Genomic DNA, 24,163 nt, shown 5'->3' with positions numbered 1-24,163 from the left:
CAGGGGGACCTCCAATTTTTTCTGGGACGGCCCCTTTTCCCAGTGGCATCCATGCCGTTTTACCATTGAAGGCATGGGGTACAACCGCGCCGAAGGGTAAGGGATGAATTAAGGAAAGGAGAATAACCATCCCATGAGAAAAATCATCTCTGCAGCACTGCTGTGTGCAGCCCTGTTCACCCTGGCGGCGCCCTCCGGTGACGCAGCACCCAAAGCGGCGCCAGTGAAAACTCCCGTGGAGATAGACTCCTTTAAGGTGGCCACGGGATTTTCGCCCTGGTGGGGCGACGCCCTTGACCCCGCGACACTCTTTTCCAGGCTTATGGAAGGGCAGATAAAAAAATCAAAGCGCTTCGTGCTGGGCAGTACCCCCGAGGGAGCGAAAGCCGGTACTCCAGTTTACCTTGTGAGGGGCACCGTCACGAAGTTCGCCAAGAGCGACAATACCAATATCACGGTGGCCTGCGCCCTCACCTTCACCGACAAAAAAGGGGGCTTCATCGCCGGAGGTGTTGAAGCCGAGAAGACCATCGAGGTGCCTGCAGAGGACCTCAAGGAGGGCACGGCCCTCCCCTATAAAACGGAGACATTCAAGGAATCATCGCTGGGCAAGGGCTTTGTGGCCCTCGCCCGGGAACTTTCAGTGAAAATTGAGAAAATGAAACTCAAGAAAGCCCCGCATCAGGCCGCGCTTGAAGGCTACGTGCTGGATGTGACCAAGGGGAGAGTCACGCTGGACATAGGAAAGACCAAGGGAGTCCTGGAGGGCATGATCTTTACCCTGATCCCCAGGGAGAAGGGAGCGGCCTCCTGTGATCTTAAAGTGACCTTTGTGGACAAAAACGAGAGCACGGCGGAAAAAATCGCAGGGAGCGGCACCGCCAGGACCGGCGACAGGGTGAAGAGAAAGCTCTAGCGGGATTCTCCCCCTTTCTCCCAGACCAGAAAGGTGCGGTTCTCCGTCGAGGCCATGGCTTCTATCATTTCGTTGTGGTTGAACCCTGGAAGCCTGACAAGCTTCTCGATGAGGTCATGCTCGTTGGTGGCACCCTGGGGTATCACGCATCCCCGGTCCTTCCCATGGAGCACCCAGAATACATCGGCCACCAGGGGACCTTCATCGGTAGTCATGATCTCCACACGGGAAAGCTCGTCCCATGTGACCCGCTCCGTGAGCCCTCCCGGCCTGGCACTGATGACAGCGTGGTCATCAACGGTTAAGACGACGGTGCTCTCGGGGAAAAGTCCTGAATCCCTGGCCGCGGCGGACTGCCTCTTTCCGGGAAAAAGCTTTTTGAGAAAATTCATGCCTTTGAGAATATTCCGCTCGTAGTTCCCATCAATGCTCCTTTCATTATACCAGGCCTACCCTACCGGAAAAAGAGGGAGCGCGGGCCTGACAGGCTAATGCTTCGGCTTCAGTGAGGCCTTCAGGATCTTCTGCGGTGTCACAGGCTTGTTCTGGGGCTTTTCTGTCGGCGTGTTCTCTATCTTCTTCACGACGTCATAGCCGGTTATCACTTCTCCGAATATGGTGTGCTTCATGTTGAGGTGCGACGGTTTTGAAGTGGTGATGAAAAACTGGCTTCCGTTAGTGTTCGGGCCCCTGTTGGCCATGGCAAGAAGCCCTTCCCTGTCAAATTTCACCCTGGGGCTTGTCTCGTCCTCGAACTGCTTCCCCCATATCGACGAGCCCCCCGATCCCGTGCCCTCGGGGTCGCCGCCCTGGAGCATAAAGCCTTTGATGACCCGGTGAAAGGTTGTTCCATTATAATAGCCTTTTTCCACGAGCTTGGTGAAGTTCTCGCATGCCTTCGGCGCCACATGCGGCCAGATGGCTATCTCGATGATACCCTGGCCTGTCTCGAGCACCACCACGGGCCCCGCCGGAGCCGCGGGTTCCTTCTTCTTTCCAAAGAGGCTCCCCATACCGTCACTCACCTTTCTCAAGAGCGATTTGAGCACTACACCCCTCATCTTTCTCTGAAGATCCTTCCGTTCCTCTTTCGAGCCTTCCCGGGATTATCGACCGTGACCATGGCTCCTGCCTCAGGGTTCCCCTCCCTGGAGGGGAAAGAGGGCTCCCGACGAACTCCTTTATCTTTGAGTATTATTTCAAGAGGTAAAAAACCAGGAGGAACAAGGGCCATGCATAAGCCCCCACCGGAAAGCGGCATTCTCGGGAGGACTTTTGTCAAAGGAGCTATGATCCTCGTCATGGCGCTGGCACTCGTGCTGCCCCTTTGTGCCACCGCCTCTGCCGACTCACGGGATCGCCCCGGCAGCCTCATTGCGCAGGCCGTTCAGCCCCGCCGCACAGTGGTGATAAAAAAACCGGCCACTACCACTCCCGCTGACAGGACCACCACGGTCTTCATCGGGAGCAGCGGCAAGTTCTTTCACAAGATGTCCTGCAAGAAGCTCACCGGCGGGACCTCTCTCACGAGAGAGCAGGCCCTCAGGAGAGGGTATCTTCCCTGCCCCGTCTGCAGGCCGTAATCAAGGTGATACTCCTGCCTGCAAAGACCTGCGCTTTCAAGGCGCTGGGTCGTGGAGGCCTTTCCCACGGGAATGCCCGGGGAATCCTCTCCATTTCCCTCTCCGGCAGGATTGTGGGAAAAACCTTTTTATGCTATCATTACAGAGGAACATGAGGGCACAACAGCAAAGTACTTTTCCGAAAACCATTATCATCGCGGCATAAAGGGGCATCGATGGACTTCGGCTACATTGATCCGGGAACGGGCATGACCCTCGTGGGAACAGGGACGGGGATACTCCTCTTCATCCTGGGCCTCTTCGGCGCGGCAGGCCTCTTTTTCAAGAAGATCTTCAAGTTCTTCTGGGATCACCGCAAGCTTTTCCTGATCATTCTCATTCTTATCCTGGCGATTGCCATAGCGGCAGGAGTGTATATGAACCAACCGGCAGCGAACTTCAATAAAAAGGTGATTATCCTGGGCTTTGACGGCCTCTCCCCCGACCTCGTGGAGCCCATGATGGCAAAGGGGGAGCTCCCCAACCTGAAGAAACTGAGTGAAACCGGCTCCTACCGCCGCCTCTCCACCACCAATCCCTCGCAGTCCCCCGTGGCCTGGACAGGATTTTCCACAGGAAGGAACCCCGGCAAGAACGGCCTCTTTGACTTCATCGTGAGAGACCCCGCCAATTACGGCCTGAGCCTCTCCCTCTCGAAAATGGACAAAGGCCGCTTCATCCGCGTGGTGGACGGCAAATGCTTCTGGAACTACACCACCGAGAAAAGGATTCCCGCCACGGTGCTCCATTGCCCCGTGACCTTCCCCCCCGACAGGATCATGGGCCGCATGCTCTCCGGCATGGGCGTGCCCGACATCCTGGGCACGGAAGGCACTCTTACCCTTTACACCTCGGAGAAGGTGGAGAAAGACGAGGTCTCCGTGGGGAATTTCTTCCATGTGGCCAAGGCGCCCGTAATGGTAATGAACCTCATCGGCCCCAAGGTCGCGAGCGCCAGGGGAAAGTCTGACAACGTGAAAGTGCCGATAAAGGTTACCGTTCCTCCCCAGGGCGACAAGGTGACCATTGAATACCAGAACAACAGCTTCGATCTTGAAAAGGACCGCTGGAGCGACTTCAAGGACGTGACCTTCAAGATCGGCACTTTCAGGAAGGCCAAGGGGATAGTGAAATTCTACCTTCTCGGCGCGAATCCCGATTTCAAGCTTTACATCAGCCCCATCAATTTTGATCCCCGTGATCCCCTCTTTGACATATCAGCCCCCAGGAACTACAGCAAGGAGGTCTCTTCAAAGACAGGGCTCTTTTATACCATGGGCATGCCCATGGACACGTGGGCCCTCAACCAGAACATCCTCCCTGAGGACCCCTTCCTTGCTCAGATTGACGAGGTGCAGAGAGAAAAAATGGCCCTTCTCTCCCTTGAGCTGAAGCGCTTTACCAAGGGCATCCTTTATTCCTATTTTGAAACAGCCGACATGACTTCTCACATGTTCTGGCGTTACATTGACAGCAGCCACCCTCTCTTCGAAAGGGACGCCCCTCCCCGATACCGCGACGCCATCAAGGATTCCTACAAGAAGCTTGATGCCGTGCTGGGCGAAGTCTTGGCTCAGATGGGCGGCGAGGACATCCTGATAGTCCTTTCCGACCATGGCTTCAATTCCTTCAGGAGAATGGTCCATGTCAACACGTGGCTCAGGAAGAACGGCTACCTCGAGCTCCGGGATCCCAAGGCTCCTTCGGGTGTGGAACTTCTCAAGGATATCGACTGGTCAAAGACCAGGGTGTACGCCGCAGGGTTCGGCGCCCTTTACCTCAACCTGAAAGGCCGCGAAAGGGACGGCATCGTGACTCCCGGCGAGGAAGCCGAGAGCCTCAAGAAGGAGCTCAAGGAGAAGATGAAAAACTGGAGAGACGGCCAGTACCTGCAGCCCGTCATTCACAATGTCTACACCAGGGAGGAAATCTTCTGGGGGAATAAGGCCGAGCAGACGCCCGACCTCTTCATCGGCTTCAACACGGGCTACAGGGCTTCGTGGCAGACCGCCCTGGGCGGGGTGCCCCCGGCGCTCCTTGAGGACAACCTCCAGAAATGGTCAGGCGATCACCTCTTTGACCCGGCCCTCATCCCCGGAGTCCTCTTCTCAAACAGGAAAATCACCAGGGAAAAGCCTTCCATCATGGATGTGACCCCTACGCTGCTGAGAATCTGCGGGATGAGCGACGAGGAACTGAAAAAATGCGATCTTGACGGCACACCGCTCTTCTAGCGCGCTCGTGGATGCCCCTGTGCATCAATTGCAGTCACTATTCCTGCGCCCATTACGGTGTAGTCCTTCTCGATGACAAACCTTCCGAGCTCCTCGACATGGGAGAAAAGCTCCACCACCAGGGGGGACTCGGCAGCGAACTTCACGATGGCTGCTTCATTCATTTCAAGCTTTCGAGCATGCTCCTCGATGACTTCAAGCGTTGAAGAGTTGATACGCTTCTCAATGGAGATGGGCCGGCACGTGGCTTCCTGCGTGGCCAGCAGAAGCGTCACGGGCTTATCCGCTTCAAGGGGCTCCTGGGACATCCAGAACACGTTACCCGTGAAGGACGTGGTCACAAGGGGGGGATCATTTATATCGCCAAGCACGTCGCCCCTTTTCGCCCCGGGGGCTTCGGGCGCAATGATGCCCACGCTCTCCCCTTCATCGGCGCTTGGCTTCGTGGCGGGGTAGACCGCTATCTTCTTTACCATTGCCGCGGTGCCTTCGGGAAGCCTGAGGACCCTGTCTCCCTCCCTGACGGTGCCCGAGGCAATCCTTCCTACCATCACTCTCTCGCCAAGTCGTTCATAGACATCCTGGACGGGGAACCTGAAGTATCTCCCTGCCTTTTTCTCTCCGCTCTCCACCGATTCCAGGGCAGCCAGGAAGGGGAGGCCTTCATACCAGGCCATTGCCCGGGAAGGCTTTGAGATGTTGTCGCCCTTCCAGGCTGAAACGGGGATGGCAATGGGGTTTACAATGGCGAGGTTTTCGAGAAACTGCAGCAGTTCTCTGCGCACCGCTTCAAATCTTGCACGGTCATATCCTACAAGGTCCATCTTGTTGAAAAGGACGATGACCCTCTCTATCCCAAGGAGCTTGATGATATAGGCGTGGCGCCTTGTCTGCTCCATGATGCCCTCGTTGGTGTCCACGATAAGGACGGCCACCTCGGCGAGGGTGGCGCCGCTTATCATGTTCTTCAGAAACTCCACGTGGCCCGGCACGTCAATGATTACATAATCCCTTTTAGGCGTCTTGAAAAATATCTGCGTCGTGTCAATGGTGATTCTCTGCTCGCGCTCCTCTTTGAGCTGATCAGTGAGGTACGCAAGCTCCGTGTCCCGCCCCAGCTCCCTTGAAATCTTCTTGAGCTCAGCCACAGTCTCTTTCGGGAGCGAGTTGGTATCCAGGAGCAGGCGGCCTATGAGGGTGGACTTGCCATGATCCACATGGCCGATAATTATTATCTTGAGCGTCTTTCTTTTCATAGTTACATGTAACCCAGGCTTCTCAGCTTCTGCATGGTGTAAGTATCTTCCTTGTCCTGGGCACGACCGCTCCTCTCGGCAACCTTGGTGGTTTCCAGCTCCTTCACTATCTTGGCGACGGTGGTGGCCTGGGAGTCAACGGGGCTGCAGCAGGTCTCGCAGCCTATGCTCCTGTACCGCTTCCCCTTCTTTGCGAAATAGAGGCTCACTATGGGAATGCGCTCCCTCTGGACATAGCGCCATATGTCAAGCTCTGTCCAGTGGAGCATAGGGTGGATTCTGAAGTGCTTTTCCCTGGAAGGCTCCCCCGAGTAATAATCCCAGAGCTCGGCAGGCTGGTTCTGATAGTTCCACTGAAAGTCGCTGTCCCTGGGGGAGAAGTACCGCTCCTTGGCCCTTATGCCGTGCTCATCCCTCCTGATGGCAAGGATCAGCCCCTGGAAGCGGCGGCTTGCAAGGGTCCCCTTCAGGGCTTCAGTCTTCAGAGCATTGCAGCACTGGAGCTTTTCCACCTCGGGGGACATCCCCCCCTTGAGAGCTTCATCGTTCCTGCTGATGAGAAGCTCAAGCCCCCACTCCCTCGCATATTTGTCCCTGAATTCATAGATCTCCCCGAACTTGTAGCTCGTGTCGATATGCATCACGGGGAAGGGGATGGACCCGAAAAAGGCCTTCCGGGCAATCCAGAGCATGGAAGTGGAATCCTTCCCGATGGACCACAGAAGGGAAACGTTCTTCAGGCGGCTGTAAGCCTCCCGTATGATAAAGATGCTTTTGCTTTCGAGCTCGTCAAGATATTCCATCTGGTTGTTTCCGCGCTTAAAATCCCCCGGGTCCCGGTCCCGGCGGCATCTGCTGTCCCGGCATCTGCCCCGGCATCTGTTGCCCCGGCATCTGCTGCCCCTGCATCTGCTGCCCCGGCATCTGCTGCCCCGGCATCTGCTGCCCCGGCATTGATGATTCGTCTTTTTTCACTTTCTTGAGAAGCTTTTCGGACAATGCCTTGTCAAGCCTTGTCATGCGAAAGATGGTGGAGCGCTGGTTGCTTTCTATATCGGGGTTATAGAACTCCCACACCACTTTCCCGCTCCTTGTGACCTCGAAGACTTTCCCTCTGTTGGACTCGGTGATGAGCATGTTCCCGTTGGGGAGTGCCTGCACCGCTCCGGCTTCTACGGTGTAGAAGTCCTGAGGGGGATTTCCCTTGTATTCATAGACAATTTTCTTGGTAAAGGGATCGACTTCCACGATCCTGCTGAAATGCTTCTCCACCGTGCCGTTGTCAAAGACCAGAATATTATTGTTGTCAAGAAGCACGGGGCTGTGGGACATGCTGAGCACCCCGGGGCCCCACTGCCATAGCACCTTTTTCCTGTCGGGATCGACAATGGCGACCGTATCAAGCTGCCTCACGCAGATAAGCATGTCACCCTTCTTGCACAGGCCGGGGATGTCCCGCTCTATTTTCACAATGGTGTTGGTGTGAAAGAGATCAAAGTCGCCTCCGGGCATGGGCGGCATGTTCTGCTGAGTCATATAGACGCTTTCGGAAAGGGTCTTGAGCCTTTTCTTGGGGATCTGGGAGCCCAGCAGCTCGTAGACAGAAATGGCCTTTTTCATCTCCCCCTTCGGTGAGAGCACCGCAAGGAAGTCTGTGAGGGCGGGAACGAGCCTGTTGTCATACTGGAGCTCGTACTTATCCCATATTAGTGTGTAGATATCGCCATTCTTGGCTATGTCAATCCAGTGGTGAAATTCGCGGTCGTTTGTCCAGAGATAATTGGAGTACCAGTCCAGCTTTCCCACCCTGACACCCACTTCCAGAAAGTAAAGGTTGCCCTGGGGGTCCACTACGGTATTCTGCCACTCATTGTTGGAATCGATGGCCCACCGGTGGACTACTTTACCGCGCATGTCCATGAGGCGGGCCTCGCTTCTCCACTTGGAGGCATAGAGGTTGAGGCCGTCGTAGCATTCCTTTTCCTTATAGGTCATGACGCCCGATTTGCCCCTGTCCCTGACCGCAATGGGCACCCGTGACAGATAGGGGAGGGTCAGGATCTGGTTCTGCCCTCCCTGGGGGGACTTGGAGGCCTTGGGGCTTTTCGTGGCCCTGGGAGTCTTCCTGGGAATCCCCGGTGTTTCCGTGGGCTCAGGCGTTGTGTTACCGGGATCACCATATCCTGGGAGGGTGGCGGTAAACTCTACGGGCGGGTCTTCAGCCACGTTGGTCTCGATTGCATTTCCTCCGAAATCAACCTTCTCAGAGCCGGCGCCTGAAAGGTAATATATTCCCAGCCCAAGTGAAACGGCAAGAAAAATCCAGAAGACCACTTTCATGAAGGGCTTCTGGAAAAGTGGTACGTTCATAGTGGTTTAGATGATTTCAAGATAGAATGATTCAATCTTTTTCATTATACACGAAATGCATTACCCTTACAAGTAACTTTTGATAATTATTCTCCTGTGAATTTCCCGCCTTGCCGGGTACTTTCGGCTCTTGCACTATTTCCAAAAATATGTTATAAATATGATAGGATTTGTCATATTTGAGGACCATTCCATGAAGCTCACCAACAAGAGTGAATATGCCCTCCTGGCCCTTATCCACCTTGCCCGCTGCGGTGACGACGCCTTTATCTCCGTAAAAACCATTGCAGACTCGCAGCATATCCCTTCCAAGTTCCTGGAGCAGATACTCCTTACCCTCAAGAGAGGGGGCTATGTGAAGAGCAGCAAGGGCCATGGCGGGGGGTACCGCCTCGCGAAGCGGAGAGAATCCATCACCATCGCGGAAATCATAAGACTGATCGACGGGGCCCTTGCTCCTACCGAATCAGTAAGCGTGTATTTTTATGGGCGCACGCCTATAGAGAAGGAGCGGGCCCTTGTGGATCTGTTCAGGGGAATAAGGGATATGGTGGCATCAAAGCTTGAGTGCACCACCCTGGCCGACGTAGTGTAAAGACGCACCGGAAAGAGAGGTACTGCCATGATTGACACCATCACCATACTGGGGGGCAAAAACAAATCAGGAGAGATCGAGCCTGTACAGCGCCTTGAGCTTAAAATGGGCACGGTAGTGAGCATTGTCGGCCCTACAGGTTCCGGGAAAACGACATTGATCAACGATATTGAGCTTTTTGCCGACGGCACCACGCCCACGGGAAGGAAGATTCTCATCAATGGCCTCGTGGCGCCGCCTGAATTCCGTGATGATCCCTCAATGCACCCTGTGGCACACATCACGCAGCACACGACATTTCTTTCCGACCTTCCCGTCAAGGACTTTCTCGAAACCCACGCACGGATCCGCTCCCATGACAAAACCTGTGTCTCGGAAAAAGTGGAGAGAACCCTCGGTTTTGCCAACCAGCTCACCGGCGAGCCCATCATCATCGACAACAGGATGACAGAGCTCTCGGGAGGGCAGACCAGAGCCCTTCTCATCGCCGATGCCACCATACTCTGCGAGGCTCCCGTCATACTCCTCGACGAGGTGGAAAACGCGGGGATCAACCGCTCCAAGGCCCTGGAGCTCCTGAGAAAATTCCGGAAGATCTTTGTCTTCGTCACCCATGATCCCAGAATCTCCCTCCTTGCCGATATAAGGGTGGTGATGAAAAACGGCGCCATCATGAAGATTCTTGAGGCCGACGAGGAGGAAAAGAAAATATTCCACACCGTCATCAAGCTCGACAATATCCTCGCGGTGCTCCGTGAGAAGATCCGGTTCGGCGAAAGGCTCACAGTCTCAGATATGGAGGGACTCGCATGAAACTGGCAATATTTGCAGGACCTGCCACCGTGGGCAAAACCGCGGTGATGAAGCACCTCATCAGGAAGCTGAAAGCAGAGGGCCGCTCTTCGGCATATCTGAAGGTTGACGTGCAGTACGCAGAAGAGGATGAAGAGATAGCAAGGGACTACGGTATCCCCACCAGGAAGGTCTATTCGGGGGAGCTCTGCCCTGATCACTGCAACGTGATGGTCCTCGGGGACGCGATAAAATGGGCCGAGGGCCTAGGCTGCGCGATCCTGCTCGTGGAGACGGCAGGGCTCTGCCTGCGGTGCTCTCCCTACGTGGACGGGGGGCTGGGTGTCATGGTCCTTGAAGCCACGAGCGGCATCAATCTCCCCCTCAAGGTGGGGCCTATGCTCTCGCTGGCTGATATAGCCGTCGTCACCAAGGTGGACCGCGTCTCCCAGGCGGAAAGGGAGGTCTTCAGGGCAAGAATACAGGATGTGGCGCCGCAGGTGAGGATCCGCGAAGTCAACGCCCTCCACGGCATCGGCATCGATCCCCTTGTGGAAGCCCTCATTGCAACGCCTGAAGCGGGGCAGCTCCTGCTGCTGAGGGGAAGCCCCCCTGTCGGCACCTGCACGATCTGCGTGGGGAAAAAGGAGATAGGGTGGCAGTCGCATTTTGGCGTCGTGCGGTCGCTGGAAAACCAGATGTTTTACCGTGGGGAATAAAGAACAGCAGGGGAAAGGAGCACTCGTATGGAGCTACGTAAAGGACTTCCGGGGCTGGATTGCGGGCTGTGCGGCTACAGGCTCTGCAGCGATCTCTCGGAGAAGCTTGATGAAAAACCTGACCTTATCAAGCGCTGCATCCACCTCTCAAAGGAAAGCTTCTCGGTAAAGCCGGAAGAAACCGTAAAAAGCCCTGCCGCCCCTGCCGAAGCAAGCCCCGCCGGTGACGGGAGATACCTCTATGCGGAGAGCGCCGAAAAATGGCGCGACAGCCTGGGAAGGGACTTTGATTTCTACCTTGAGCATTTTCCCGAGGACCCGGGACCCCGTGAGATCATAATCCCGCGGAATCCTATGAGGACGAGGGAGCTCTCCGTGCAAATCGGTGACACCCTCATCGGGAGGCCTCTGGGAATGTCATGCGGCTGCCCCATCACCCATTGCGGCATAGTGAGCAACGTGGACAGCACCACGGGAGTCATCGTCTGGTGCGTCACCGGCCCCCTCAAGCCGCGAAGCGAAGGTTACAAGGACCTGGGGTACTACTCCGCCGAGGGCTACGAGGGACTGATCCATGAGACGCGCACAGAGATAAAGATAGGGATGCGCTATTACTTCCAGCCCAGGATGTGCATGCTCCAGTGGCGCCACAGCGGCCTCGTCAACTACCTCAGCAAGACGGCCGAGGGGATCCAGGTGAGGCTTGAAGGGCTCTGGATAGGCTGAAAAAGGGGTTTACCGGTGCGCCACGAAGTACCTGCACACTACTCACTCCGGGGAAGGTGGTTCCATGGCAGGACTGGTCATTTTTGATTTTGACGGCGTCATAGTAGACTCATGCCCCTTCTATTTCAGGAATTACCGCCTCATGACAGAGCATTTCGGGCGGACCTTCCCCTGCGGCACCCTCCAGGAATTCCGGGAATGGTATGACTCAGCCTGGGAAAACAACTTCCTGAACCTTGGTTTCCCTGAAGAGGACATCCCGGCCCTCCTTGAGTACCAGGCATCCCTCACCGACTACAATACCATCCCTCTCTTCCCCGACATAAAAGAAGTCATCGCCGACATGGCGGGCCGTTATACCCTTGCCATCGCCTCGACTACAAAAAGCAGCGATATCAGGAAAAAGCTTTCCCTTGAGGGACTCGAAAACCTCTTCGCCTTGATCTCGGGAGGTGACGAGGGGACCAGCGAGAAAAAGAGCAAGATCGGGCTTGTCCTCACCACCTTGGGCAGAGAATCCCATGAAGCGGTAATGATCGGCGACACGGTGATGGACATCACCTCATCAAGAGCCCTTGGCATAAAAAATATTGCCGTTCTTTACGGGTGGAACACCCTGGAAAAGCTCCTCAAGGCTGCCCCTGACCATTCAGTCAGGTCCCCTTGGGAACTCGTCCCTCTCATTGGGAGCATTTTCCCTCAATGAGCCCCCCCTCTTGACGCCAGTGCCCATACCGGGGGAACCGGGGAGGGCACCAAGAAGGATAATATCTTCCAGTGTGAGAACTACCTAAAGGAAACTCTGCATCGGGAGGAGATCATGAAAAGAAAAGTATATGTGGGAAATCTTCCCTATGAACTCACGGAAGGTCATATAGAGGAGCTTTTTTCCGGCATCGGAAAAGTCACGGAAGTGAAGCTCGCCCGGGACCCCTCGACGGGAGCCTCAAAAGGCTTTGCCTTCGTCGAGTTCTCAGCCGACGAGGAGGCCGGTGAGGCCATTGCGAAGTTCAACAACTACGAGTTTTCATCGCGGAAACTCAAGGTGGATTACGCCAAGGAGAGAAAAAAGAAGTAGGGTTCGCTACGAAAGGAGAGCACACGATGGAAGTCATTCTCAGGAATCTCTTTGACAAGGGCCAGGTCATCACATACCGCTCAAAAACAGAGATAAAGAACAAGGCAAGGGACCTGGAAAAGGGGAGGGACATCGGCACGCAGAATGCTGCGTGGGAAATCGAGATTGATCAGCGCATTCTTGAGATAGAGGACGGGGAAAAGGCCCATATCATCTACAGAAGCACCCCCGTTTCAATCCCCATGGAGGCGCAGATGATAGGCGTGCTTAATAAAAAGCAGATTATCTACGTGCTCATGGACACCAGGGGCATCATTCTTGAGGCATCGGGAATAGGATTCCAGGGAATCGTGAACTTTCCCGACGGCGCCCTCAAGGAAGGCGATACCTGGCAGGACAGCACCGACGTGGAGCTTCCCGGCCTTCCTCAACCCGTGAGGCAGATGCGCACCTTCACCCTCCAGGGCTTCGAGACCCATGGAACCTATCAGTGCGCAAAGATAAGCGTGGCTTCAGAGGAGGCAAACCTTGACATAATTGCGCCGGACCGTGTCAATACCATCAAGTACTCAATCAAGACCACGGGAGAGATCCTTTTTGCCCACAAGGAAGGCTTCCTGGTGAAATCAATGATCAACTCGAGCTTTACCTCGAATTTCCAGTCAACGGTGATGGAGGGCCACAACCTCTTCACCCAGGAGCTCATTGAAGTAAAGGCAAAGGTGCCCGCATAGCGGCGTCATGGAAAAAGAGCGGAGATACTATCAGAGGGTTACCGTATACGGCTTACCTCTGATATTTTTATCTTCCCGCCCCGGCCCATCTTTTTCTTTTTCCTGAAGCGGGCTTCTAAGGTGGGAGTCCCCTGGAAGAATTTCCCGAGGTCCCTGAAGCGCAGAATCGATGATTCCCTGTCGTAAAAGATTCTCTCTTCATCGGTGTATTTTATCATGCCGCGCTCCTCGGCGAGCCTGAGGAATTCATCACCGTGGAGAAAGCTGTCGAAGAGGCCTATGAGATGCTTGTCCCACTGGGTGATGTTGGGATCATTAAGGATGGTGAGGGCCTCCTCCACGGTGAAGGCCTTCCGGTAAGGGCGGTCGCTCGTCATTGCATCAAAGGCATCGGCGATGGCGAGGATCTTCGAACCTACAGGGATCTCCTCGCCTTTAAGGCCCATGACGTACCCTTTCCCGTCAAAGGTCTCATGGTGATAGCGGGCAATTTTCCGGGCCTCGTCAAGGTGGTGAAGGTTCTCAAAAATCTCGTCCGTGAGGGGCACATGCTTGCGGATGACCTCCTTTTCCTCCCACGAGAGCCCCGCCTTCTTCTTGAGGACACTGTCAGCGATTCCTATTTTCCCGATATCATGGAGGATTGCCGCCGTCTGGACATGCTCTATCTCCTGATCACTCATCCCCACCGTGGAAGCGAGGACCCTGGAATAAAAGCCCACGCGCTCTACGTGGCCTGCCGTGTATTCATCCCTCACCTCGAGAGCCTTGTTGAGGGACTGGATGAAATTAATCATGAGTGTGCGCTCCCGCTCCCACATCTGCGAGAGGTTGATGGCTGTCACGAGGAGCTGCGAGAGGTACTCGAGCCTCCTGAGATCCTTTTTGCGGTAATAGCCATGTTCTTTCTTGTCCAGGTGGATGTTGGCCAGCACCTTCTCGTTTAACACGAGAATGTAATTCATCCACGACCCGGTGCCCAGGTAGTCGGAGAGCTTCCTGGCCTCCTCCTGCTCCTCACTGGTATCCGTCACCACCTTTGACTCCTTGAACTCCAGGGCAAAGCGGGTGCTCAAGAGAAGGATCCCCGACTCCTCGAGCATTTTCCACTGCTCTCTGCGGTAACCCCACTTGAGCCTGAACCTCACAGCCCCCTCCTCGGTGAGCTCCATGGTATGGATGTCAAAATCTTCCCTGAATACGGCAATCTCTGCCTTGTCGGCGCCGAACACATCTATCATAAACTCCATGATCTCGCGGGACGTCTCGCGAAGATCGCTATGGGCCGTGTTTATCCTTTTCAGAATCTTGAGAAATCCTTCTTCCATCTTTTTGCTCATCGGTATGCTCCTCACTTCAATCCCTCTCCTGCTTCTTCTTACCTTTCTTTCCGCCTTCCTCGTAGAACCGTTTGGCCATCCTGAGAAGTCCCAGGAAGAGATCATATTTGGGAAATACCACGCTGCTGATGTTGATTTTGCGGCCCGTCCTGTCCTCAAGAGTGACGGAGCGGAAAGTGCGCCGCTTCGCACCTGACTCCCTCACGCTGGTGATGTCACTCCAGACGATGGAGCTCACGGCTTCACCGCGGCCCACCATGAGGCACTCGGGCGTGACGACGACAAAGTTGTTCCTGTTGGATAAACCGTAGAGCACGGGCAGCACAAGCAATACCAGGGCGCCGATAAAAACACATATCGAGATATTAACCTTCTTTTCCACGAGGATAAAGTAGAGCCCCGCGGCGATAAGGGCCAGGGCTGCAGTGAGAAAAAGGAAGAATATGGTCTTCAGCTCGCTGGTGATGCCGCCGTCAAAACGCTTTCTCTTTGTCCTTGCCTTGAGAAGATCATCCTCTGAGACCTCCGAGGCCTTGAAAGTGCCGTCTTCCTTGGGCTTGAAATGCTCCTCGATCCAGGAATCCGCCTGGCTGAGGTCAGCGCCCACCTTGGGCCTGCCGGTGTCCTGGCCTCCCTGCCCTGTTTCCTCCCTGCTCACCGCTCTCACTCCTCTTATACTTATGCATATAGTAAACCCTGTGGCTCAGGTTTATCACAGCAGTATCATTGATGCTCCTGAGTATAAAAGAAAAAGCCCCTTATCCTTTGGAGACTTTCCAATACAGGAATACTATACCACAAAGCCCCCTAAAAATCAATGAGGAGGGATTTCCGCCGGGGAAAGAGAAAGATCTCCTCCAGACTATGCAAGGAGTGATCTCTATGACACGGTATCTTTGCGCAATTGTCATCCTCACCCTGTGCCTGGGCCTCAAGGCACAGGCACAGGATCCCTCGCCGCCGGAACCCCCGGGGAAGCTCCTGCTCCCCCAGGTACTCTTCAAGGACGAGGTGGTGGGCAAATATATCAAGAAGGACTCGGTCTATTACCTTCCCCTCACGCTTCTGGCGGAGAAAATGGACCTCAAATACTCTTACGACGAGAGGAAGAAAGTGCTCACCGTCTTAAAAAAGAGCTGCCAGACCATCCTGCTGAAAAAAGATGATGTGGAGTACATACCTCTCGACGATGCAAAGAAGGTACTGGAAGCTTCTATTACCCTCAATGAAGGGCAGAAGAAGATCGTCGTCACCCCCCGCTAGGAGTGCCTTGAGCGGGCATTGATGAGAGTCACAAGCTCATCGGCTTTCTCTCTCCCTATGTGAAACCGTGAGAGCTGGATCCTGATCCTCGATCCCCCGCAGGTTTCTACCACCAGGTCAACGGGCCTTCCGAAGAAGTACTCCACGTGGGCTGCCTGGATCTCTTTCCATGAGAAGAATGAATCACTAATCAGGAGGCCATCATCGGTGATTATGATGTTGCTCATCTGCGCTACCCTCAGAATTCCCAGCACAATCACCACCGCTGACATGAGGGCGGAGAACAGGATGGCGAGCAGATCGACCTTGAGTTCCGTGGAAGCTCTTCCCCACGCAAGAAGGAACCTCCCCCAGAGAGGCACTTTCCACACCGCCGCGTTCATTATCACGAGGCAGGAGAAGAAAATGGCGGTCACCGAAAAAATTACCACGCACTGGCGGGCAATCTTCCTTCCCATATCCGTCCGGAAGAGAATCTGCCGGCCCCTGAGAAGCTCTTCAATGGCGTGGAGTTTCTCCCTGCCTGCCCTCCTGATCTTCATGGCGCCATAGACAAGGTACAGGGCGAGGGCGAGCATCGCTTCCCCGACAAAGCGCCACTCCGTTGAGGCCAGAAGGCAAAAAAGCACTATGCTGATAAGGGACCACACGGCAATGGGGGTACATATCTCTCTTTCTATCTCTCCCAGGTTCTCACGCTCCTGGGAGGTGAGCTCTCTTCCTCTCAGGCGCTCCAGAAGTCTGGCCATCACGCTCATCTTTGCTATCCCCCGGGAAAAGGCCCCTTACATCTCAAACTTTCTCCTGCTGAGTATTCTCGAGAGCCAGAGCTTCATCTGCGACTTGCCCGTCGGCGTCTCCTCCTCGAGAGGGCTGCCGCCCTTCAAGGCCGAGAGCTCACGGAGCACTTGTTTTGCCGATGCGGTCCGGGCGCTCCGCGAGGGCTCCGTGGCCTGGGTGATTATCTGATCAAGCCGCTCATCAACGGCCGGATTCAATTCCCTCACCGGGGGGAGGCGCCCTTCAAATTCACTGGGACGATGACCCGATGCCAGCTGGTGAAGCACCACCCCCATGGCGTACACATCAGTTGCAGCATTGACTACCGCCCTTGAGCCGTACTGTTCCGGCGGGGCATAGGCCTTCGTTCCGCGGAGGGGCATGCCCGGAGGCCTCCTCGCAAGTATCTTGCCCAGGCCGTAATCAGTGAGCTCCAGTCCCCCCTTGGGCGTGATAATGATGTTTGAGGGGAAAAGGTCGGCAAAAAATATGGGAGGCTGTTTTGAATGAAGGTAATGGAGGGCACTGGCAATCATGATGCCTATGTCGGTCACATCGGCGGCACTGAAAGGCTCATTCCTCACGTCAATAATTTCCTGGAGACGTCTTCCTGGCACGAAACGCATCACGATGTACTCGTAGCCGTCTTCATAAAAGAAGTCCAGGATATTTGCAAGGTAAGGATAGAAAATGTCCATGTAGTTGAACATGATCTTTTCGAAATGCTTGAGGCCCTTTTTAAGGCTCTCCTCTGACTCGTGATGGAGCATCACTTCCTTGATGGCGAATTCCTCGGTGCCCTTTTCCACGTCTCTTGCGAGATATACCGTGCTGTAATCGAGCTCCTCCAGAATCTTCACCATCTGGTAATATCCCTGGAGCACCCAGACTTTCCTGTCAATGTTCATCATGGGGCGCACTTCACTCCTTCCTTTTCATGCCGCCGGACCCGCGGGGAGATGCTTTCAAGCGATCTGCAGAAGCGCCTGTTTCCCGGGGCGATTTGTATAGCTTTTCCATACCAGCGACTTGCTTTCCTCTTATCACCCGCCTGCTGGGCTATGAGGCCCAGCAGGAAATATGCCTCCACAAAGGCAGGCCGCGAGTTCACCACCTGCTTCACCGCCTCTTCCGCTTCGTAAGATGCACCTTCAAGATAGAGCAGAAATCCCCGGGAAAGCAAAGCGTTTCCCACGCCAAGAGAGAGCGCCTGCGCCTTGCGGAGTGATTTCCTGGCCTCCTTCAGGCTGCCGCGGAGCCAGTAAATGAGGGCCCGGGCATAATACCACTCGCCTTTGAGGTAGCGGTCCACAAGCCCCAATTTTCCTCTCTCCATCGCCTCAAGGGCCTCTTCGTACCGTTCCATCTCCATAAGTGATGAAGCCAGGTACTGGAGCGCCTGGGTGCTTTCGCGCATGGCATCATTGAGGCTGCCGTAGCGCTCTACCGCCTCCTCCGCTGCCTGCCGGTGCACGGCAAGACAGAACCGGTAGAAGGAGGCCACCGCCGGGGGAGCAAGCTCCACTGCGCGGGTTACGGCGATAAGGCCCTCCTCAAGCCTCCCCATGTCATAGTAGAGCTGTCCCAGGCTCATGTAATGGTCGGGAGAGAACGGAAAGGCCTTGATGGCTGCCTGGAAAACGCTTTCAGCCTTGCGATACTTTCCATGGCGGAGGAAAAGCTCGCCTGCAAGGTGGTGAATTCTTGAAAGCCGGGGTTCGAGGCGGTAGACCTTCCTGAGGAGGGGAGAAGCTTTCTCCCATTCGCCCTTCATCAGGTAGTACTCGCCAAGGCTCTTCATCACCTTGGTGTCGCAGTAGTGCCCGTCAAGATATTTAAGGCAGCGCTTCTCAAAGAGATGGCCTTTCCCCATTATCTCGTAAAGCTCGCCCACAAAGGAGTCCCTCAGGATTTCCTCTCCTCTCTCCTCTTCAGCCTTTTTCACATAATGCCAGGACCCGGGGAAGTCCTTCAAGAGATACGAGAGTGCGGCAAGGTAGGAGTGGAGGAGCGTTCTCCTGGTGTCCTCCCCTGCCCCCGCAAGAAGCCCAAGGGAGAGCGCCAGTGCCTCCCTGCACTCACCACCTGCCATCAGCACGAAAGCATGGAGGGCTCTCCCTGTCCAGGTTCCTGAGATATGCTCCCTTATTTTTTCATCAAGGCGGCTCAGGCGCCTGAAATTGCCCTCCTCTTCATAGAGGAGCATGAGCTCCACGTAAAAATCGCACTCACCGGGGAAAAGCTCCAGCCCCCTGTGGAGGAGTTTCTCGCCTTCGGCGCCAAGGCCAAGCTTCCGGCATACCTGCGCCGCGGAGAGAAGCAGATTACGCTCATCGGGGAAGATGACAAGGCCTTCCTCAATGAGTGCGAGGGCTTCGCGGTGCGACCCTTCCTCCCTGAGGAGAGCCGCCGCTTCCATACGGTAGGAGACATTTCCGGGCTTGAGGGCAAGGGCCTTTTCCATGAAGCTGAGGGCTTTCCTGGTCTGTCCCCTGCGCCTGCTGCATTTCCCGAGGAGAAAGAGGGCACCATCGGAGTGGGGAGCACTTTTCAGGCAGGCCTTCAGAAACCTTTCCGCCTCATCAATGCGGTCCTGAAAATACCGGAGGCTCCCGATGCCGTAAAGGCAGAGGGGCTCACCTCCCTCTATGGAGAGCCCCTGGAGAAAGAACCTTTCAGCCCTTCTCATCTCGCTTTTCTCGCACCATGACCATCCCAGTGATCCATAGGCCGGGGCCCACTGCGGCGACTTTCTCACTGCCTCCTCGAGAAGCCCGTGGGCCTCATCGCCCCTTCCCATCTCCTGGAGAAGGACCGCCTTCCCATGGGCATAGCGCCCCTCGCCCGGGGCGATGAACATGAGCTTGTCATATTCCTCAAGCGCTTCATCGAGGCTCCCGCATTTTATGAGGGACCGCGCCAGAAGCTCACGGGTCTTGCTGTTCCCGGGCTCAAGGGTGCTCGCCTCCCTTAAATACCGTGCCGCCTTGTCGTAGCGCTTCCATTCAAAGTTGAGAATCCCCAGGGCCATCATGAATTCGCCATTCCCGGGGGCTTGCTCAAGGGCTCTCAGGAGCCTCTGCTCTGCCCTTTCAAAGTCGCCCGACTCGAAATAAAGCCACCCAAGCCTGAAAGAGATCACGGGAAGAGAGGGGCTCCCCTGGAGAGCTCTCAGGAATTCCCACTCTGCTTCACGCCATTTGCCCCTGTGGTAGCAGACCATTCCCAGGCCGAACCGGGACCAGGCATCGCCGGCATCGAGGGAAAGGGCCTCTTTGAAACACTCTTCGGCACTGTCATAGTCGCCCCGCGAGAGAAAAAGCTCGCCAAGAACCCTTCGGGGCCTTATATCGTAAGGTGAGCGCGAGAGGGCTTCCTTGAGGATCTTGACGGCCCTCGGCATCCTTCCGTTTTCCATGAAAAGCTCCCCAAGACTCGCGAGAGCACCGGTGTTGCCTCTGTCAATGGCAAGGATGGCATCATAGACATGGTGTGCCCTGTAGGCATCACCCCCGCTGAAAATCTCCTTCCCCCACTCCAGCAGCATGTCAGGGTAAAAATCACTGCATTCCCGGGCCTTCCCGAAGCTCCGGAGGACCTTGTCCTGAGCTCCCCTGCTGAGGTAGCAGTCACCGAGCAGGTGATGGGAGAGGAAAAATCCGTCGTTTTCGCCGCGGGCTTCTTCAAAATACCCCATGGCCTCCTTTTCCCTTCCTTCAGCCTGGGAGAAAAGCCCCCGGGCTGCGGCAAGCCAGAAATACCCGGGCCACAGGGGCGCCACCTTGTAGCCGTGATGGCCGGAAAGACGATGCTTGAGAAAAAGGGACAGGCGGGCTTTGCTCCACTTGAAAGCCTCCAGGTCGGAATGGCGGTCATCCCGCCCGGGCTTCTCCCATTCACCTGAAGCCAGGACCGTGGCTTCGGGAAAGACGCCCTTCACAAGAACCTCAACAAGAGAGCGCATGCCCGGCGGGCATAGCAGTAAAGGACGGGCCCTGCGGGTTATTGGCTCATAGAGCATCTCCCCAAGGGCAAGAAGAAAAGGCTGCACACGCTTGTCAGCAAAAAGCGAATGCTCTTTCTCCATGCTTTTGACCAGGGAGGCGAGGGGGGCCAGAAGCTCTTCCCGGAGCGCCAGCGGAACTGAAGGGCTCCTGCGGGAATGAGATTTTTTCAAAATCTCACGGTACATCTTCTTCCTGACGCCCTCCGCCACAAGGGCGGGATTCCCCCTTTCAGGCTGCCTGCACTCCCCGATGGCGGCAAAAACTGCAGGGGCGGAGAGAGGCGGCACTTCCATGAGCAGAAGCTTCTGAAATAGTGCAAGGAAATACTCCTCATCGGGAAGCTCACCAAGATCAGCCCTCAGGGCAAGGCAGGCAGGATGTTCCATCCAAATCGGGAGATGGGCCTTCTCCACAAGCAGGGGGGCGCAGCCCTCGAGAGCCTGATAAATGTCAAGGGCGATAAGCTCACTGCCGCTGAAGGAGAGGCAGCCCTCATGACGGGGAGGGCCGCCTTTGAGGGGCACCCACTTGCAGGGAGCTCCGGTGAAGGACTCGTAAAGCTCCTCGCCGTCAAGAGCGGCGAGACTCTCAGGCTCACCTACCACTGCCCAATGGCCATGAGGCACCTTCCCGCCGCTCACCTTGAAGCCCTGAAATAAAATCACGTAGGCATCATTATCCAGGGATTCATCGAGAAGTATGGCGGGGGCCTGAGGGGCAAAACCCTTCAGCAGCCTGAAGACCCTGATAAGGGCTTCTATCTTTCTTTTAAACATAAGCTGGGCAAAGGAGGGTTCGACAAGAAAAGAGAATCGGCGGCCCACATGTACCTGAAGGCCTTCTTTCTTTGTTTCCATGGCAGTGGCACTCACTTTTCAAGATTTCATAAAAGGTTTTGAGCCGTAAATATTCTATGACTATGACCTGGGAGAGGTGGATGTTCTTTCTCCGGAGAAGGCTCTTGTTGTTTTCTTTTTTTTTGATATTCGCCCTTCCCCCTGATTTCCCTGTGTGCCACGAGGTATCTATATGTTAACAAAAAGGTGCTTGCCCTGAACCTCATGGTGCGCTAGAATAAAAATGGAAAAATGTACATGGCAGCAGGTGACTTTCCATGGAACGGATTCAAGGCTTTATCAATGTGCCCCGCGAAACTCCTCCGCACAAGAAGAAGGAGTCCTCTCCTCTACCCCAGGAGCCATCCGATGCAGTGACTCTCTCATCAGGCCCGTCGGAGAATAAGAAACAGCCCGTGGAGCTCAATATTATCCATGTAAACGACATGCATGGCAACATAAGCCCCCACGTGGAAAAAAGCGTTTCCGCCGAGAGCCCTGTGGGGGGCCTTGCCCATATGGGGAGCGTGGTGAAGCAGGTAAGGGATGAGCACCCCGGGAGCCTCCTGCTCAATGCCGGCGATCTCCTCCAGGGATCTTTTGAGAGCGAGATCTCAGGCGGGAAACCCGTCCTTGAAGTGATCAACCATCTCGGATTTGATGCTGTAGAGCTGGGAAACCATGATTTCGCATGGGGAAAAAGCGCGCTTTTCGGTCTTATCGGCTCGCTTGCCACACCGGTGCTCGCAGCCAATGTCATAGCGACTGACACCGGTGAGCCCCTCGTCAATCCTTCGATAATGAAGGAGGTAAAGGGGATAAAAGTGGGAATAATCGGCGTGGACACGCCGAAAATTGCAGAGTACGTGAGGCCTGAGGAAATAGAAGGCATGACCTTCCCCGGCCCCGAGGAACCGGTAAAAAGCCAGATTGCCCGCCTTAAGAGCCTGGGCGCCGACCTTATCGTCGTGGTCTCCCACCTGGGCCTCAAGGATGACAGGGAACTGGCAAAAAAAATCCCCGGCATCGATGTCATCGTAGGGGGACACACCCACTCGGTACTCCCCCAGGGTGAAAAAGTAGGCGACACCATCATAGTGCAGGCGGGCTGCAACAATGAGTACGTAGGCTCCCTCGCCCTCTCCTATGACCCCGAGTCAAGAAAGATCACCGATTACAGGAGCACCCTCATTCCGGTCATTGCTGATAAGATCCCCGCCGACAGCCAGATCGAAAAAATACTGAAACCTTATATCGAGGCAGGCGAGAAGGCGGGCAAAGAGATAGTGGGAGCCACCCAGGGCGAAATGAAGTACTCCTTCACGGAGCCCACGCCCCTCGGGCAGCACATGGCCGACGCGATCAGGGAAGCCGCCGGCACAAAACTGGCCCTCACCAGCGCCAAGATGCTCCGTGCCGGGCTCCCTGCAGGGGAAGTCACAAGGCGTGAGCTATTTAATTCCTACCCCAACACCGAGGCCGTGGTCTCAGTGAAAATAAAGGGGAAGCACCTCAAGGAAGAGCTTGAGAGCCGCTATGCCAGTGACAGCAGGGCCATCATGATCCCCTCGGGCTTCTCTTTCACCGTTGACAGGAGCCGCCCGGACGGGAGCAGGATCACCTCCATCACCATTAACGGCGCGCCTTTTGAGCCGGAGAGGGAATACGACGTCGGGGTGACTGACAACCAGGCGCGCTACCCCACTTTCAAGACGGCCCGTGAGGTGAAGACAAAGGGGACCCTCAGGGATGCCTGGTTCAGGTATGTGAAGAAGCACTCGCCTCTCACCACCACGCTTGACGGGAGAATAACCCTCACCGGCTCGCCATCCTCATGAGACCGCCTGGCCTGAAGGATCCCAGAGAAAGATATTGCTCTTTTTGAGTGTTTTTGCCTTGCGCTTGGCGGTGCTGAGCTCAACGCCTAGCTCGGTGGAGTTCAGGTAGCGCCGGTGCCCGGTGGTGATTACCCCTATGGAGATAGTCATCAGAGGGAACTGCATCTCTTCACCGGCCCTGCTCTTTGCCCTGTACCCCCCCCTGCTGAGCTCCTCGGGGGAGAAATATTTCACAATCTCCCTCTCAAATTCGCCGATTATGGAAGACCCGATGGCCTGGTAAAGCCCGGGAGGCGAGATGACGATAAAGTCATCGCCTCCCACGTGGGCGACAAAGACCCCCTGGGCGGCATAACGGTCACCCTGCTCCGAGATGGCCCTTCCCACCATTTTTATCACGTCGTTGGCGAGGGAAAAGCCGTGAGAATCAGCATAAGGCTTGAAATTGTCAAGATCGGCATGGCAGATGGCAAAAAGGTCGTTTCTTCCGAGGCGCCGGCAGATCTCCTCCTCGAGGGCCGAGGCGCCGGGGAGAAGCGTGGTGGGATTCCTGTCAATGGCCCCTTTTGAGGAACGGAGCATCGCCTTGATGCGGGCCAGCAGCTCTCTCGGCTCGTATGGCTTGCAGATATAGTCATCAACGCCTTCCTCGAAAGCCTGCACCTTGTCATCAAGCTTGTCTGCAGCAGTCACCATGATGATGGGAATCTGGGAGGCGCTTATCTTTCCCTTGAGCTCCTGGCTGATCTCCAGGCCGCTCTTGCGCGGCATGTTCCGGTCCATGACGATAAGATCAGGCTGGTGAAACTGTACAAGGTCCACGACAGTCTCCTCATCCTGGACCTCCAGGACACGGTATCCCTCGGCTTCAAGAATATAACGGAGCATCATCCGCTCTTCCACGTGATCATCAACGACCATAATTACTCTGCTGTCCATGGAGAATTGTGTCCTTTCCCGTGCTTTCATTTTCTCCTGCTCCCCTGCTTTTTCCTCCACAGGAGTGTGGGAAGGACCTCCCTCTCCCGGCAGGAAGCAGGAAAGTCATAAAAAAAAT

At 55.4% G+C, this 24,163-nt stretch carries 23 protein-coding genes; 12 read left to right on the top strand and 11 right to left on the bottom strand.

The window, feature by feature from the left end; all coding sequences use genetic code 11:
* The first annotated feature begins 133 nt into the window (after positions 1-133).
* Positions 134-916, top strand: a complete 783-nt coding sequence (locus RDV48_03445) for a hypothetical protein (protein ID MDQ7821831.1) — start codon at positions 134-136, stop codon at positions 914-916.
* Here the strand turns inward: RDV48_03445 and RDV48_03440 are convergent.
* Together RDV48_03440 and RDV48_03435 are read right to left on the bottom strand one after the other, a co-directional pair.
* Positions 913-1,308 carry a hypothetical protein gene (locus RDV48_03440; protein MDQ7821830.1) on the bottom strand — a complete coding sequence of 132 codons (396 nt, stop codon included), beginning with the start codon at positions 1,306-1,308 and terminating at the stop codon, positions 913-915. The two genes, RDV48_03445 and RDV48_03440, sit on opposite strands and share 4 nt — an antisense overlap.
* Positions 1,309-1,404: 96 nt before the next feature.
* The gene (locus RDV48_03435) at positions 1,405-1,929 is read right to left on the bottom strand and encodes a peptidylprolyl isomerase (GenBank protein MDQ7821829.1); all 525 of its coding nucleotides are present in this window, start codon (positions 1,927-1,929) and stop codon (positions 1,405-1,407) included.
* A gap of 219 nt (positions 1,930-2,148) precedes the next feature.
* Here RDV48_03435 and RDV48_03430 point away from each other — a divergent pair, with 219 nt between their 5' ends.
* Positions 2,149-2,499 (top strand): hypothetical protein, encoded by a 351-nt coding sequence (locus tag RDV48_03430; GenBank protein MDQ7821828.1) that lies wholly within the window; start codon positions 2,149-2,151, stop codon positions 2,497-2,499.
* Between the two features lie 215 nt (positions 2,500-2,714).
* Positions 2,715-4,772 (top strand): alkaline phosphatase family protein, encoded by a 2,058-nt coding sequence (locus RDV48_03425; protein ID MDQ7821827.1) that lies wholly within the window; start codon positions 2,715-2,717, stop codon positions 4,770-4,772.
* Here the strand turns inward: RDV48_03425 and RDV48_03420 are convergent.
* Genes RDV48_03420 through RDV48_03410 form a run of 3 tightly spaced genes read right to left on the bottom strand, consistent with a single transcriptional unit; the run spans position 4,769 to position 8,368 of the window.
* Positions 4,769-6,028 carry a GTP-binding protein gene (locus RDV48_03420; GenBank protein ID MDQ7821826.1) on the bottom strand — a complete coding sequence of 420 codons (1,260 nt, stop codon included), beginning with the start codon at positions 6,026-6,028 and terminating at the stop codon, positions 4,769-4,771. The genes RDV48_03425 and RDV48_03420 overlap by 4 nt on opposite strands.
* Before the next feature lie 2 nt (positions 6,029-6,030).
* Positions 6,031-6,831, bottom strand: a complete 801-nt coding sequence (gene cysD, locus RDV48_03415; GenBank protein MDQ7821825.1) for a sulfate adenylyltransferase subunit CysD — start codon at positions 6,829-6,831, stop codon at positions 6,031-6,033.
* Between the two features lie 16 nt (positions 6,832-6,847).
* Complete coding sequence (locus RDV48_03410; protein MDQ7821824.1) at positions 6,848-8,368, bottom strand: arylsulfotransferase family protein; 1,521 nt, start codon at positions 8,366-8,368, stop codon at positions 6,848-6,850.
* Positions 8,369-8,558: 190 nt separating this feature from the next.
* Between RDV48_03410 and RDV48_03405 the strand changes: the two genes are divergently transcribed.
* From RDV48_03405 to RDV48_03375, 7 genes are all read left to right on the top strand, one after another.
* The gene (locus tag RDV48_03405; protein MDQ7821823.1) at positions 8,559-8,993 is read left to right on the top strand and encodes an Rrf2 family transcriptional regulator; all 435 of its coding nucleotides are present in this window, start codon (positions 8,559-8,561) and stop codon (positions 8,991-8,993) included.
* Positions 8,994-9,020: 27 nt separating this feature from the next.
* Positions 9,021-9,806, top strand: coding sequence for an ATP-binding cassette domain-containing protein (locus RDV48_03400; protein ID MDQ7821822.1), 786 nt, complete (start codon positions 9,021-9,023; stop codon positions 9,804-9,806).
* The gene (locus RDV48_03395; GenBank protein MDQ7821821.1) at positions 9,803-10,504 is read left to right on the top strand and encodes a GTP-binding protein; all 702 of its coding nucleotides are present in this window, start codon (positions 9,803-9,805) and stop codon (positions 10,502-10,504) included. The genes RDV48_03400 and RDV48_03395 overlap by 4 nt, the downstream gene beginning before the upstream one ends.
* A 27-nt stretch (positions 10,505-10,531) precedes the next feature.
* Positions 10,532-11,230 (top strand): (Fe-S)-binding protein, encoded by a 699-nt coding sequence (locus RDV48_03390; GenBank protein MDQ7821820.1) that lies wholly within the window; start codon positions 10,532-10,534, stop codon positions 11,228-11,230.
* A 64-nt stretch (positions 11,231-11,294) separates the two neighbouring features.
* Positions 11,295-11,936: an HAD family hydrolase gene (locus RDV48_03385; GenBank protein MDQ7821819.1), complete on the top strand. Its 642-nt coding sequence runs from the start codon at positions 11,295-11,297 to the stop codon at positions 11,934-11,936.
* A 114-nt stretch (positions 11,937-12,050) separates the two neighbouring features.
* Entirely contained in the window at positions 12,051-12,308 is a 258-nt protein-coding gene (locus RDV48_03380) for an RNA-binding protein (protein MDQ7821818.1), read from the top strand.
* Positions 12,309-12,334: 26 nt separating this feature from the next.
* Complete coding sequence (locus RDV48_03375; GenBank protein MDQ7821817.1) at positions 12,335-13,042, top strand: hypothetical protein; 708 nt, start codon at positions 12,335-12,337, stop codon at positions 13,040-13,042.
* A 38-nt stretch (positions 13,043-13,080) separates the two neighbouring features.
* On the opposite strand, the gene RDV48_03370 is transcribed toward RDV48_03375, so the two are convergent.
* Complete coding sequence (locus RDV48_03370; protein ID MDQ7821816.1) at positions 13,081-14,382, bottom strand: HD domain-containing protein; 1,302 nt, start codon at positions 14,380-14,382, stop codon at positions 13,081-13,083.
* A 16-nt stretch (positions 14,383-14,398) separates the two neighbouring features.
* Positions 14,399-15,040 (bottom strand): hypothetical protein, encoded by a 642-nt coding sequence (locus tag RDV48_03365; protein ID MDQ7821815.1) that lies wholly within the window; start codon positions 15,038-15,040, stop codon positions 14,399-14,401.
* Positions 15,041-15,264: 224 nt separating this feature from the next.
* Here RDV48_03365 and RDV48_03360 point away from each other — a divergent pair, with 224 nt between their 5' ends.
* Positions 15,265-15,645, top strand: a complete 381-nt coding sequence (locus RDV48_03360) for a hypothetical protein (GenBank protein MDQ7821814.1) — start codon at positions 15,265-15,267, stop codon at positions 15,643-15,645.
* Here the strand turns inward: RDV48_03360 and RDV48_03355 are convergent.
* Genes RDV48_03355 through RDV48_03345 form a run of 3 tightly spaced genes read right to left on the bottom strand, consistent with a single transcriptional unit; the run spans position 15,642 to position 21,289 of the window.
* Positions 15,642-16,394 carry a hypothetical protein gene (locus tag RDV48_03355; GenBank protein MDQ7821813.1) on the bottom strand — a complete coding sequence of 251 codons (753 nt, stop codon included), beginning with the start codon at positions 16,392-16,394 and terminating at the stop codon, positions 15,642-15,644. The genes RDV48_03360 and RDV48_03355 overlap by 4 nt on opposite strands.
* Positions 16,395-16,430: 36 nt before the next feature.
* Entirely contained in the window at positions 16,431-17,336 is a 906-nt protein-coding gene (locus RDV48_03350; protein ID MDQ7821812.1) for a serine/threonine-protein kinase, read from the bottom strand.
* On the bottom strand, positions 17,333-21,289 hold the full coding sequence (locus tag RDV48_03345; protein MDQ7821811.1) for a tetratricopeptide repeat protein: 3,957 nt from the start codon (positions 21,287-21,289) through the stop codon (positions 17,333-17,335). Before RDV48_03345 ends, RDV48_03350 begins: the two co-directional genes overlap by 4 nt.
* 257 nt (positions 21,290-21,546) lie before the next feature.
* Here RDV48_03345 and RDV48_03340 point away from each other — a divergent pair, with 257 nt between their 5' ends.
* Complete coding sequence (locus tag RDV48_03340) at positions 21,547-23,106, top strand: bifunctional UDP-sugar hydrolase/5'-nucleotidase (GenBank protein MDQ7821810.1); 1,560 nt, start codon at positions 21,547-21,549, stop codon at positions 23,104-23,106.
* Here the strand turns inward: RDV48_03340 and RDV48_03335 are convergent.
* Positions 23,101-24,045: a response regulator gene (locus RDV48_03335; GenBank protein ID MDQ7821809.1), complete on the bottom strand. Its 945-nt coding sequence runs from the start codon at positions 24,043-24,045 to the stop codon at positions 23,101-23,103. The two genes, RDV48_03340 and RDV48_03335, sit on opposite strands and share 6 nt — an antisense overlap.
* Between the last annotated feature and the right edge of the window lie 118 nt (positions 24,046-24,163).

The organism is Candidatus Eremiobacterota bacterium (assembly GCA_031082125.1).
Taxonomy (GTDB): Bacteria; Vulcanimicrobiota; CADAWZ01; order CADAWZ01; family Ess09-12; genus Ess09-12.
This window is presented reverse-complemented; position numbering and strand designations above follow the sequence as displayed.

What these genes read in the sequence shown, in the direction of transcription:
- RDV48_03445 (MDQ7821831.1), top strand. Translation starts at nt 134, where the DNA reads ATGAGAAAAATCATCTCTGCAGCACTGCTGTGTGCAGCCCTGTTCACC.
- RDV48_03440 (MDQ7821830.1), bottom strand. Translation starts at nt 1,308, where the DNA reads ATGAATTTTCTCAAAAAGCTTTTTCCCGGAAAGAGGCAGTCCGCCGCG.
- RDV48_03435 (MDQ7821829.1), bottom strand. Translation starts at nt 1,929, where the DNA reads ATGGGGAGCCTCTTTGGAAAGAAGAAGGAACCCGCGGCTCCGGCGGGG.
- RDV48_03430 (MDQ7821828.1), top strand. Translation starts at nt 2,149, where the DNA reads ATGCATAAGCCCCCACCGGAAAGCGGCATTCTCGGGAGGACTTTTGTC.
- RDV48_03425 (MDQ7821827.1), top strand. Translation starts at nt 2,715, where the DNA reads ATGGACTTCGGCTACATTGATCCGGGAACGGGCATGACCCTCGTGGGA.
- RDV48_03420 (MDQ7821826.1), bottom strand. Translation starts at nt 6,028, where the DNA reads ATGAAAAGAAAGACGCTCAAGATAATAATTATCGGCCATGTGGATCAT.
- cysD (MDQ7821825.1), bottom strand. Translation starts at nt 6,831, where the DNA reads ATGGAATATCTTGACGAGCTCGAAAGCAAAAGCATCTTTATCATACGG.
- RDV48_03410 (MDQ7821824.1), bottom strand. Translation starts at nt 8,368, where the DNA reads ATGAAAGTGGTCTTCTGGATTTTTCTTGCCGTTTCACTTGGGCTGGGA.
- RDV48_03405 (MDQ7821823.1), top strand. Translation starts at nt 8,559, where the DNA reads ATGATAGGATTTGTCATATTTGAGGACCATTCCATGAAGCTCACCAAC.
- RDV48_03400 (MDQ7821822.1), top strand. Translation starts at nt 9,021, where the DNA reads ATGATTGACACCATCACCATACTGGGGGGCAAAAACAAATCAGGAGAG.
- RDV48_03395 (MDQ7821821.1), top strand. Translation starts at nt 9,803, where the DNA reads ATGAAACTGGCAATATTTGCAGGACCTGCCACCGTGGGCAAAACCGCG.
- RDV48_03390 (MDQ7821820.1), top strand. Translation starts at nt 10,532, where the DNA reads ATGGAGCTACGTAAAGGACTTCCGGGGCTGGATTGCGGGCTGTGCGGC.
- RDV48_03385 (MDQ7821819.1), top strand. Translation starts at nt 11,295, where the DNA reads ATGGCAGGACTGGTCATTTTTGATTTTGACGGCGTCATAGTAGACTCA.
- RDV48_03380 (MDQ7821818.1), top strand. Translation starts at nt 12,051, where the DNA reads ATGAAAAGAAAAGTATATGTGGGAAATCTTCCCTATGAACTCACGGAA.
- RDV48_03375 (MDQ7821817.1), top strand. Translation starts at nt 12,335, where the DNA reads ATGGAAGTCATTCTCAGGAATCTCTTTGACAAGGGCCAGGTCATCACA.
- RDV48_03370 (MDQ7821816.1), bottom strand. Translation starts at nt 14,382, where the DNA reads ATGAGCAAAAAGATGGAAGAAGGATTTCTCAAGATTCTGAAAAGGATA.
- RDV48_03360 (MDQ7821814.1), top strand. Translation starts at nt 15,265, where the DNA reads ATGACACGGTATCTTTGCGCAATTGTCATCCTCACCCTGTGCCTGGGC.
- RDV48_03355 (MDQ7821813.1), bottom strand. Translation starts at nt 16,394, where the DNA reads ATGGCCAGACTTCTGGAGCGCCTGAGAGGAAGAGAGCTCACCTCCCAG.
- RDV48_03350 (MDQ7821812.1), bottom strand. Translation starts at nt 17,336, where the DNA reads ATGATGAACATTGACAGGAAAGTCTGGGTGCTCCAGGGATATTACCAG.
- RDV48_03345 (MDQ7821811.1), bottom strand. Translation starts at nt 21,289, where the DNA reads ATGGAAACAAAGAAAGAAGGCCTTCAGGTACATGTGGGCCGCCGATTC.
- RDV48_03340 (MDQ7821810.1), top strand. Translation starts at nt 21,547, where the DNA reads ATGGAACGGATTCAAGGCTTTATCAATGTGCCCCGCGAAACTCCTCCG.
- RDV48_03335 (MDQ7821809.1), bottom strand. Translation starts at nt 24,045, where the DNA reads ATGGACAGCAGAGTAATTATGGTCGTTGATGATCACGTGGAAGAGCGG.